12 protein-coding genes are annotated in these 9722 nt (G+C 65.2%); 9 read left to right on the top strand and 3 right to left on the bottom strand.

Translation table 11 applies throughout. The features are described from left to right. Positions 1 to 762: 2-hydroxyacid dehydrogenase (locus ACT4OC_RS09330; RefSeq protein ID WP_444838689.1), on the bottom strand; the 762-nt coding region annotated here is incomplete at its 3' end. Positions 763 to 853: 91 nt separating this feature from the next. Here ACT4OC_RS09330 and ACT4OC_RS09325 point away from each other — a divergent pair. The 6 genes from ACT4OC_RS09325 (at position 854) to ACT4OC_RS09300 (ending at position 5606) form a co-directional block, all read left to right on the top strand. Continuing rightward, positions 854 to 1261 (top strand): hypothetical protein, encoded by a 408-nt coding sequence (locus ACT4OC_RS09325; RefSeq protein ID WP_444838688.1) that lies wholly within the window; start codon positions 854 to 856, stop codon positions 1259 to 1261. Between the two features lie 127 nt (positions 1262 to 1388). Further along, entirely contained in the window at positions 1389 to 1757 is a 369-nt protein-coding gene (locus ACT4OC_RS09320; RefSeq protein WP_444838687.1) for a YciI family protein, read from the top strand. Beyond that, positions 1754 to 3019 carry an RNA polymerase sigma factor gene (locus ACT4OC_RS09315; protein ID WP_444838686.1) on the top strand — a complete coding sequence of 422 codons (1266 nt, stop codon included), beginning with the start codon at positions 1754 to 1756 and terminating at the stop codon, positions 3017 to 3019. The genes ACT4OC_RS09320 and ACT4OC_RS09315 overlap by 4 nt, the downstream gene beginning before the upstream one ends. Positions 3020 to 3197: 178 nt before the next feature. Beyond that, entirely contained in the window at positions 3198 to 3734 is a 537-nt protein-coding gene (locus tag ACT4OC_RS09310; RefSeq protein WP_444838685.1) for an SRPBCC family protein, read from the top strand. A gap of 198 nt (positions 3735 to 3932) precedes the next feature. Continuing rightward, entirely contained in the window at positions 3933 to 4343 is a 411-nt protein-coding gene (locus ACT4OC_RS09305) for a VOC family protein (RefSeq protein WP_444838684.1), read from the top strand. A gap of 732 nt (positions 4344 to 5075) precedes the next feature. After that, on the top strand, positions 5076 to 5606 hold the full coding sequence (locus ACT4OC_RS09300) for an RlpA-like double-psi beta-barrel domain-containing protein (RefSeq protein WP_444838683.1): 531 nt from the start codon (positions 5076 to 5078) through the stop codon (positions 5604 to 5606). Positions 5607 to 5763: 157 nt separating this feature from the next. Here the strand turns inward: ACT4OC_RS09300 and ACT4OC_RS09295 are convergent, their stop codons facing one another. Continuing rightward, positions 5764 to 6153: a response regulator gene (locus tag ACT4OC_RS09295; RefSeq protein WP_444838682.1), complete on the bottom strand. Its 390-nt coding sequence runs from the start codon at positions 6151 to 6153 to the stop codon at positions 5764 to 5766. Positions 6154 to 6183: 30 nt separating this feature from the next. After that, positions 6184 to 7029 (bottom strand): MJ0042-type zinc finger domain-containing protein, encoded by an 846-nt coding sequence (locus ACT4OC_RS09290; RefSeq protein ID WP_444838681.1) that lies wholly within the window; start codon positions 7027 to 7029, stop codon positions 6184 to 6186. Between the two features lie 149 nt (positions 7030 to 7178). Here ACT4OC_RS09290 and ftsE point away from each other — a divergent pair, with 149 nt between their 5' ends. The 3 genes from ftsE (at position 7179) to ACT4OC_RS09275 (ending at position 9587) form a co-directional block, all read left to right on the top strand. Further along, positions 7179 to 7838, top strand: a complete 660-nt coding sequence (gene ftsE, locus ACT4OC_RS09285) for a cell division ATP-binding protein FtsE (RefSeq protein ID WP_444838680.1) — start codon at positions 7179 to 7181, stop codon at positions 7836 to 7838. Continuing rightward, positions 7831 to 8799, top strand: a complete 969-nt coding sequence (locus ACT4OC_RS09280; protein ID WP_444838679.1) for a cell division protein FtsX — start codon at positions 7831 to 7833, stop codon at positions 8797 to 8799. The genes ftsE and ACT4OC_RS09280 overlap by 8 nt, the downstream gene beginning before the upstream one ends. 71 nt (positions 8800 to 8870) lie before the next feature. Next, on the top strand, positions 8871 to 9587 hold the full coding sequence (locus tag ACT4OC_RS09275; protein WP_444838678.1) for a YdcF family protein: 717 nt from the start codon (positions 8871 to 8873) through the stop codon (positions 9585 to 9587). The last annotated feature ends 135 nt before the right edge of the window (positions 9588 to 9722 follow it).

Here is a 9722-nt window from a genome sequence, read left to right as displayed (position 1 = left end):
GCCCAGCGTGCCGTCGTCGAGGCAGGCGAGGATATCCCTCTCGTCCTGCAGGCCGCCGCGGCCGGCGTTGATCAGCACGGGTGCGCCGAGCGGACCGCTGCGACTGAGCCGCGTGAACACATCGCGGTTGAGGATGTGTCGCGTGTCGTCCGTGAGCGGCAGCAGACATACGAGGATGTCGGTCTGCCGCAGGAAAGCGTCAAAGCCGTCGGTGCCATCAAAACATCTGACGCCGTCGATCGTCTTGGCCGACCGGCTCCAGCCCGACACGCGAAAGCCGAGCCGCCGCAAGATGTCGGCCGCGTTGGCCCCGAGCGTGCCCAGCCCCATGATGCCGACCGACACGGCACTCGCCGCATGCTGGAATTTCGGCTGCCACCGCTTCTCGCGCTGCGACTGACGCAAATAAGGCTCCTGCCGATGGTGCATCAGCACGTGCAGCACGACGTATTCGGCCATGCGGTCGGTGAGGTCGGAAACCGCCACGCGCACCAGCGGCACGTCGGGCAGCGAGCGATCCGCCATCAGCGCATCGACGCCGGCGCCCAGGTTGAAGATCGCGCGCAGATTGGGGAAGCCCGCCAGTTCTCCCGGCTTCGGCTTCCACACCGCGGCGTAGTGCACCTCGGCCGGATCGAAACCGGAGGGAAGCAGCAGCACGCGGCGGTCACCGCACGCCTCGTCGAACCGGGCCTTCCAGCGCGCCGGCGACCAGTTTTCCGTCCCGCCATGGACGAGGATGGCGAGGGCGCCTTTTGTCATTCTCGGGTTCCCCAGGATTTGTGTGATGTCTGTCACATAACGGATCGGGCGGCTGCCCTAGTCTGCCTCCATCAAACAAGGGAGACTTCACATGCGCAAATTCATCCTGATCTCCGCGCTGCTGCTGGCCTCGGCGTCCGCTCAAGCCGGCGAAAGCCGCAGCCTGAGCCTGGCCGGCATTCCGACGGCCACGGCCGCCACCGAAGCGCCGAAGCCGATCGCCCAGGTTTCCGTCCAGCTCGCGCAGGCCGCCACCACCGCCAACGATGCCGCTCCGGTGCAGGTCCCGCCTCCGGCCGCGGCCCCGGTTCAGGCCCAGGCGCCGGCGCAGAGCACCGCTCCCGTAGCCGCCACCACCACGACGCCGACGGCGACCACGACCACCGAGACCAAGCCCGCGACCACGACCGAGACCAAGAAGACCGCAAAGAAGGTCCGTCGTGAGACCGACGAGGCCAAGGCCCGCCGCATCGCCGCCAAGTACGGCGTGTACTGGTAAGCCGCACGCAATCCTCGCGAACAAGTTCCCCTTGTCGAAGCGGAAGAAATCGAAAAATTTCTTCCGCTTCGCTGTCGGCTGCAGGCATATTCCGTCGTCTTGAAAGACGTAGGGAGTTTGTTGCCGCATGCTGTACGCCATCCTCTGCTATCACGACGAAGACCTGGTCGGCTCCTGGAGCAGGGAGCACGACGCCGAGGTCATGAAAAAACTCTCCGTCGTGCAGGAGAATCTCGCCAGGCAGGGGCGGCTTGGCCCGGTCGCGCGCCTGCTGCCGACCACGGCGGCGACCACGCTGCGCAAGGACGATCCGCCGCTGGTGCTGGATGGCCCCTTTGCCGAGACCAAGGAGCAGCTGCTCGGCTTCTACATCGTCGACTGCAAGAATCTCGACGAGGCGCTTGACGTCGCGCGCGATCTCGGCGCGGCCAATCCCGGCGGCGCCTACGAGATCCGCCCCGTCGGCGCGCTCAATCCCGGGAGCGTTACGCCGTGACCGACACCGCCTGGATCGACGCCGCGCTGGCCTCGGCGCGCCCCCAGGCGGTCGGCGCGCTCCTGCGCTATTTCCGTAACCTCGATGCCGCAGAGGAGGCGTACCAGAACGCCTGCCTGCGCGCGCTGAAGAGCTGGCCGCAGAACGGGCCGCCGCGCGATCCCGCCAGCTGGCTGATCATGGTCGGCCGCAATGCCGGGATCGACGAGGTCCGCCGGCACCGCAAGCTGGAGGCGTTGCCGGAGGACGATCTGATCTCCGACCTCGGCGACGCCGAGGAGCAGGTCGCCGAGCGGCTCGACGGCTCGCACTACCGCGACGACATCCTGCGGCTGCTCTTCATCTGCTGCCATCCGGATTTGCCGGCGACTCAGCAGATCGCATTGGCGCTGCGCATCGTCTCCGGCCTCAATGTGAAGCAGATCGCGCGCGCGTTCCTGGTCAGCGAAGCCGCGATGGAGCAGCGCATCACGCGAGCGAAGGCGCGCGTTGCCGAGGCCAAAGTGCCGTTCGAGACGCCGGGCGCGGTGGAGCGCAGCGAGCGGCTCGCTTCCGTCGCCGCCATGATCTACCTGATCTTCAACGAGGGCTATTCGGCTGGTGGCGACACCGCCGATATCCGCTCGCCCCTGTGCGAGGAGGCGCTCCGCCTGTCGCGCCTCTTGCTGCGGCTGTTCCAGAGCGAGCCCGAGATCATGGGCCTCACCGCGCTGCTGCTGCTGCTGCACGCCCGCGCCGCCGCGCGCTTCGATTCGGATGGCGCGGTGATCCTGCTCGAAGACCAGGATCGTGCGCTGTGGAACAAGGCGCTGATCGCCGAGGGCCTTGCGCTGATCGACAAGGCGATGCGCCATCGCCGCAGCGGGCCCTATCAGGTGCAGGCGGCGATCTCCGCCCTGCATGCACGCGCCGAGAAGCCCGAAGACACCGACTGGACCCAGATCGATCTGCTCTATGGCGCGCTGGAAGTCATGCAGCCTTCGCCGGTCGTGACGCTCAACCGGGCGGTGGCGGCCTCGAAGGTGCGGGGAGCGCAGGCCGCGCTCGACATGATCGAGCCGCTGGCGCCGCGCCTGTCGAACTACTTCCACTATTTCGGCGTGCGCGGCGCCTTCCTGATGCAGCTCGGCCGCGACGAGGAGGCGCGCGTCGCCTTCGATCGCGCCATCGCGCTCGCCAACACCTCCGCGGAGGCCGCTCACATCCGCATGCACCTCGACCGCCTGATGCGCGACAGCAACAGCGCTAAGGTCGCGAGATAGTCGCGCAGTCGTCTTGGCCGGGCTTGTCCCGGCCATCCACGTCTTCCGTTGCCGAACCAAGAACGTGGATGCCCGGGACAAGCCCGGGCATGACGGAGAGAAAACTCCAGAGTCTTTGTCGGATTTTGTCGAGGCCATTCGTCGTCAAGGCAGCAAGGAGCCATCAATGGAGCCAACCATGTTCAAAGTCATTGCCGGCATCGTCATCGTGCTCGTCGTTGCGATCGCCGTCATCCTCGTTCTCGCCGCCACCAAGCCCGACACCTTCCGCATCGAGCGCCGCGCCACCATCGACGCGCCGGCGGAGAAGATCTTTGCGGTGCTCAGCGATTTCCGCCAATGGCGGGGCTGGTCGCCATGGGAGAACAAGGACCCCAACCTGAAGCGCGACTATGGCGGCGCCGAGCGCGGCAAGGGCGCGACCTATGGCTGGGAGGGCGACAAGAACGTCGGTACGGGACGGATGGAAATCCTCGAGGCGAGCACGCCCTCGAAGCTCGTCATCAAGCTCGACTTCCTGAAGCCGTTCGAGGCGCACAACACCGCCGAATTCACAATGCTGCCGCAGGGAAATGCGACCAGCGTGCACTGGGTGATGCACGGTCCCGCGCCGTTCATGTCGAAGGTGATGGGTGTGTTCATGAACTTCGACAAGATGGTCGGCAAGGATTTCGAGCAGGGCCTTGCCAACCTGAAAAAGCTCACCGAGAAGTGAAGCGCTCTCTTGTCCCGGACGCGGTGCAGCGTGTAACGCTGAGCCGCCGAGCCGGGACCCACATCGAGACCCGACCGGTGGACCCCGGATCAGCGGCGCACCACCAAAGCGCGTCGAAGACGCGCGTAAACGCGCTTATGGCGCTGCGCAGCGTCCGGGGAACGCAACCAAGAGATGGCGCAAGACAAGGAGTCCACGATGCAGGTCAATCCTTACCTCACCTACAACGGCAATTGCGAAGCCGCGCTGAAATATTACCAGAAGGTGCTGGGCGCCAAGATCGAGGCGATGTTTCCCTTTGGCGAGGGGCCGCCGGAGATGCAGATCCCGCCGGACTACCAGAAGAAGGTCATGCACGCGAAGGTGACGATCGACGGCGAGGTGCTGATGGCCTCCGACGCGCCGCCCGGCCACTTCAAGACGCCGCAGGGCTTCTCGGTCTCGCTGCAGGTCGAGGACCCCGCCGACGCCGAACGCAAGTTCAAGGCGCTCGCCGAAGGCGGCACCGTCACCATGCCGTTCGCCAAGACATTTTTCTCCAAGGGTTTTGGCATGTGCACCGACCAATTCGGCATTCCCTGGATGGTGAACTGCCCGTCCGAGATGTGAGGGTGCGGCGGCCATAACTCAATTGTCGTCCCGGCGAAGCAGGCTGTGTAAAAACCCGCGCATCGCGATTCGCGCTAGAATCTAATTCTATCGCGAGTGGGAAGAGAAGATCGAATACATCGCGAACGCCAGATAAAATCGCTCGCGTAGCATTCTGTTCTATCGAAACTCGCGGTCTTTGAGTTTTTACACGGCCTGGAAAGCCGGGACACACGATCATCGATGTCGATCGTTGAAGTGAGCTGAAAACTCTAGAGCCTGAGAGATAAGGTTGAACTGGAGCGGCATCGGGAAATCACCTCTCCCTTTGGGCCCCCAACGGGAGAGGTGAACCGAGTCCGCCGCGCGGAGTGATTCAACCTAACGCCATCACGCTTAGCCTCGCTCAACGCATCCACCTGACTGCGCTTTCATTTCACGAGAGAGACGCTGAGATTGCGGGACTCGGGCAAGATCATGCCGCGGGAATCCGAACATGTGTCTCTGCGGCATTTTTTTGTGCGCGACGGAACATTTTTATGATCCGGCGACATCCACATTGATGTCGCATTTGCGGGCTTAGACGCGCTCATCCGCGGCCGTCGGCTCGCGGAGTTCCATGGTCGGTTCCGTCGCCGCACTGGCGCGGATTCGCAAAGACGCGGATTGAAAGAAGGGCGCTCCGTTGGCGTCTTCTTTCGGCCCGGCCACCCTCCCACCACCAGAAAATCCAGTCAAAATCAGTCAGGAGTCATGATGGCGTTTCGCTTGAGCGCCGCAATTTGCGGCGTCGCGCTTGCGATTTCACTTTCTAACGTTGCCAAGGCAACTAGTGAAACAACTTCCCGTTTTGCCAAGGCAACAACTGAATCCGATGCAGTTCGTTCCAGCGCTGTCGACGGTGCGGTCTTGGGACCCGCAATCGTTGGTGCAGCATCAACCTACAATCCGTTCAAGCCCGGATGGCGTGAGGGCGGGCCGAATACAGCCTCCGGCGAACGCTACGATCCCTCTGCGTGGTCGGCTGCCATCAAGACCAACCTGCGCAATTTGTTCGGCGGGGTGAAATATCGCGAGCGACCGAAATTTGCTCTGGTCGAAGCCAAGGGAAAGAAGGTCGTCGTCAAGATAAACGATGTGGGGCCACTCACTCCTGGTCGCATCATCGACTTCAACGAGCGCACGATGCGCCATTTCGATCCGAGTCTCCAGCTGGGAGTCATCCATGGCGTGAGGGTTACGCCGCTTTCTGGCGACGATTGGACGCCCGGACCTGTCGTCTAGCATCTGTCCAATGACAGCGCCGGCAAGGCATTAGCGAAGCGAAACCCATCACGTCTCCGCGACAAGTGTGATGGGTTTCGCGATGCGATTGCCCTCCGGCTGCAAGGGCGTTTCCTACTTTGCATGGGGTTGTTTTCGCAATTTTGTGTCCAACCCCCTACGAGAGTTGTGACCATCCCTTCCTCGCCGCCAGCGCGTCCGCCACCGCGGTGCGGATATCAGCCACCGAAAACGGCTTGGTCACGACGTCATGCACGATCGCGTTGAGCCCCGAGGCCCGCTCGCGCTGATCGGCAAAGCCCGTCATCAGCAAAATCTTCAATTCCGGAAAATCGCGCGCGGCGGCCAGCGCCAGCGCTATGCCGTCCATCACGGGCATCTGGATGTCGGTGAGCAGCAGGTCGAACCGGCCGCGCTCGCGGACCAGGATCTCCAGCGCTTCGGCGCCGTCCTCGGCGGTGACGGCGTCATGGCCGTCCATGGCGATGGCGCGCGACACCAGCTGGCGCATGGCATCCTCGTCGTCGGCGATCAGCACGCGCGGCATCGGCTGTTCCCTTGCGCGCGCTGCGCCCGCTCAGGCGTGGCCGGCGGCGAGATCGCGCTTGTTGAAGAAGCGGATGTCGATATTACGCCCTTCCGGCGGCGGCGAGGCAAGCCGCGACTTGAACCAGGCGCGCTCGCCCGGCTTGAGCACGGTCTGCTCCAGCACCGCGTTCCAGGCATAGACTTCCGCTCCCTGGGCGTCGCGCACCGAGAAGCGCAGCCGCGGGATTTCGACCGCTTTCGTGGTTTCGCCGACGATCATGCCTTCGATGACGAGCACGGGTTTGGCGTCCACCGTCTCGTAGGTGATCTTGACGTCCCTGAAGGCAAGGCCCCGCAGGTTCACCTCGAGGCCGACCTGCCGGTAGAAGCTTGCCGTCTGCGGCAGCAGCCGCACCACGTCGCCGCGCCAGACGATCAGCGCCGCGATCAGCGCGGCCATGGCGGCGCAGGTGGCGGTCAGCCCGGCGCCGCGCAGCATCGGGATCGGCGGGAAGGGCGGCAGGCTGAACAATTCGCGCAGGCGCGAGCGCCTCAGCGGCTCCTCCGCCTCCTCGTCGATGTCGTGGCGGGCCGCGGTGGTCCAGTCGGCCTCTGCCTCGTGCCGGGTGGCCTGCGACGGCCAGTCGGGGGAAACCGAGGGGCTTTCGATCACCGGGGTGGTATCTTCCTGCGCCATGGCGTCCCATTCGGCCGCGACGTCGCGCTGGGCGGCCGCAGGCGCTGCCGCGGCCACCTCGACGGTCTCGAGGGCGTCCTCGGCGCTGGCCAGCCACGTCAGCTTGCACCGGGAACAGCGCACGGTCCGCCCGGCGGAGCCCAGGGCGGCGGGATTGATGGCGAAAGACGTTGTACAATTGGGGCAAACGATATGCATGGAGCCCATCTCCAATGGTAGCGGCAGGATGCTACAAGCCGACCGTTAACGAACCGGAAACCATAACAGCGGCACAAGCTTTCAGGGCGGTTCGTTGCCGGGGCGGGGGCGACCCAGGGGGCCCAGAGCCCGTCGAACGGAGCTAGAGGTTGGTCCGGTTCGAAAATGTCGGATTGCGCTACGGGTTAGGGCCGGAGATTCTGCGCGACCTGTCGTTCCTGATTCCGGCGCATTCCTTCCAGTTCCTGACCGGCCCCTCCGGCGCCGGCAAGACGTCGCTGCTGCGCCTGTTGTTCCTGTCGCTGCGGCCGACCCGGGGGCTGGTCAACCTGTTCGGCCAGGACGTCTCGCTGCTGGGAAAGGAAGAGATCGCGGACCTGCGCAAGCGCATCGGCATCGTGCTGCAGGATTTCCGCCTGCTCGAGCACATGACGACCTACGAGAACGTCGCCCTGCCGTTCCGCGTCATGGGCCGCGAGGAATCCAGCTATCGCCGCGAGGTGATCGACCTCCTGAAATGGGTCGGGCTCGGCGAGCGCATGGACGCGCTGCCGCCGATCCTGTCGGGCGGCGAAAAGCAACGCGCCGCCATTGCCCGCGCCGTGATCTCGCGGCCGCAGCTGCTGCTCGCCGACGAGCCCACCGGCAGCGTCGATCCCACGCTCGGCCGGCGCCTGCTGCGGCTGTTCATCGAACTGAACAAGTCCGGCACCGCGGTCATCATCGCCACCCACGACATCACCCTGATGGAGCAGTACGACGCGCGGCGTCTGGTGCTGCATCAGGGACGGCTGCACATCTATGAGTAGGATCGACGAGCACGGGCCGCTGGTCGACCTCGGCAACGAGCGGCCGCAGCTGCCGGCGCGGGCGCGCATCATGTCGCCGATCGTGCCGCGCGCCTCGATCTCCGGCCGCGCGCTGGTCGTGGTCGTCGCGATCATGACCTTCCTCGCCTCGATCACGACAGGCGCCGTGCTGCTGATCAGCGCGTCCGCCGCGGAATGGCAGTCCGATGTCGCCAGCGAAATCACCATCCAGGTGCGTCCGCTGGCCGGCCGCGACGTCGAGCGCGATACCGCTGCCGTGGCGGAGGCGATCCGCGCCGAGCCTGGCATCGTCGAGGTCCGGCCCTTCAGCAGGGAGGAGTCGGCAAGGCTGCTGGAACCCTGGCTCGGCACCGGGCTGTCGCTCGATCAGTTGCCGGTGCCGCGCGTGATCATCGCCCGGGTGCAGCCCGGCACGGCGCTGGATCTCGCCGGTTTGCGCGCGCGCGTCATGAAGGTTGCGCCTTCCGCCAGCGTCGACGATCACCGCGCCTGGATCGAGCGCATGCGCTCGATGACGGGCGCGACGGTTTTCGCCGGCATCGGCATCCTGGCGCTCGTCATCATCGCCACCATCATCTCGGTGTCGTTCGCCACCCGCGGCGCGATGGCGGCCAACCGGCCGATCGTCGAGGTGCTGCATTTCGTCGGCGCGGGCGACTCCTACATCGCCAACCACTTCCTGCGGCATTTCCTGCGGCTGGGGCTCGAGGGCGGCGTGCTCGGCGGCGGCGCGGCCATGCTCGCCTTTGGCTTCTCGGAATCGATCGCAGGATGGTTTTCCGGCACGCCCGTGGGCGACCAGTTCGCGGCCCTGCTCGGCACCTTTTCGCTCAGGCCGTCGGGCTATCTGGTGCTGGCGATCCAGGCGGTCGCCATCGCCGCGATCACCGCCTGGGCCTCGCGCCGCACGCTGCTGGCCACGCTGGACGACATCGATTGATGGCGAGAACCGGACTCCACATCGCCCCAAAAGCATTTAAAATTGCCCCGGGGAAGGACCTTTAGCTTCGCATGAGCGAGCCCGACGAGCAGATCAAAGATGCTGCGGCCCGGCGGCCGCGCGGATGGCTGCGCGCGACCATCGTCGGCACGCTCGCGTTCGCCTTTGTCGGCGCCGGCTTCGGCTTCATTGCCTTCCTGTCGCAGCTGCGCGGCGCCGAGGTGAAGCCCGCCCGCAATGCCGACGGCATCGTGGTCCTGACCGGCGGCTCGTCACGGGTGTCGGACGCCATGGAATTGCTCGCCGGCGGCTACGGCAAGCGGCTGTTGATCTCCGGCGTTCATCCGACCAACGACGTGCAGGACATTTCACGTACGCTGCCGGACAATCACAAGCTGCTCAAATGCTGCGTCGATCTCGACCGATCGGCGATCAACACCCGCAGCAACGCCGCCGAGACGCGGCGCTGGGCGCGCGAGCGCGGCTTCAAGTCGCTGATCGTGGTGACCTCGAACTACCACATGCCGCGGGCGATCGTGGAACTGTCACACGCGATGCCGGATATCACGCTGATCCCGTTCGCGGTCGTCGGCGACAAATGGCGTGACGAGCCGTGGTGGACGAGTGGCGGAACGTTCCGTCTCTTGCTATCGGAATACGCCAAATATGTCGCTGCGGAGATGCGGGTGCGGCTGGCCGATATCGGCCTCGACCTGACCTCCGATCTCGCCGAGCAGCCGGCAGCTACGCCGCGCCGCCCGGCAACGGCGCAGGCGAACAAGGACTGAAATGATTTTCCTGCGCTCGCTGATCTTCAACGTGCTGTTCTATCTGGTGCTGGTGCTGCTCTGCATCGTCGCGCTGCCCGCGCTGCTGCTGCCGCGCGGCGCGATGATGGCGATCGAGGCCGCGTGGGCCAACAC

It is taken from the genome of Bradyrhizobium sp. (assembly GCF_052389815.1).
Lineage (GTDB): Bacteria > Pseudomonadota > Alphaproteobacteria > Rhizobiales > Xanthobacteraceae > Bradyrhizobium.
Note: the sequence above shows the minus strand (reverse complement) of the source record. Positions and strands in the feature narration are given on the sequence as shown.

Coding starts and splice junctions, on each gene's coding strand:
- ACT4OC_RS09325 (WP_444838688.1), top strand. CDS start 854: ATGCGCAAATTCATCCTGATCTCCGCGCTGCTGCTGGCCTCGGCGTCC.
- ACT4OC_RS09320 (WP_444838687.1), top strand. CDS start 1,389: ATGCTGTACGCCATCCTCTGCTATCACGACGAAGACCTGGTCGGCTCC.
- ACT4OC_RS09310 (WP_444838685.1), top strand. CDS start 3,198: ATGTTCAAAGTCATTGCCGGCATCGTCATCGTGCTCGTCGTTGCGATC.
- ACT4OC_RS09305 (WP_444838684.1), top strand. CDS start 3,933: ATGCAGGTCAATCCTTACCTCACCTACAACGGCAATTGCGAAGCCGCG.
- ACT4OC_RS09300 (WP_444838683.1), top strand. CDS start 5,076: ATGATGGCGTTTCGCTTGAGCGCCGCAATTTGCGGCGTCGCGCTTGCG.
- ACT4OC_RS09295 (WP_444838682.1), bottom strand. CDS start 6,153: ATGCCGCGCGTGCTGATCGCCGACGACGAGGATGCCATGCGCCAGCTG.
- ACT4OC_RS09290 (WP_444838681.1), bottom strand. CDS start 7,029: ATGCATATCGTTTGCCCCAATTGTACAACGTCTTTCGCCATCAATCCC.
- ACT4OC_RS09280 (WP_444838679.1), top strand. CDS start 7,831: ATGAGTAGGATCGACGAGCACGGGCCGCTGGTCGACCTCGGCAACGAG.
- ACT4OC_RS09275 (WP_444838678.1), top strand. CDS start 8,871: ATGAGCGAGCCCGACGAGCAGATCAAAGATGCTGCGGCCCGGCGGCCG.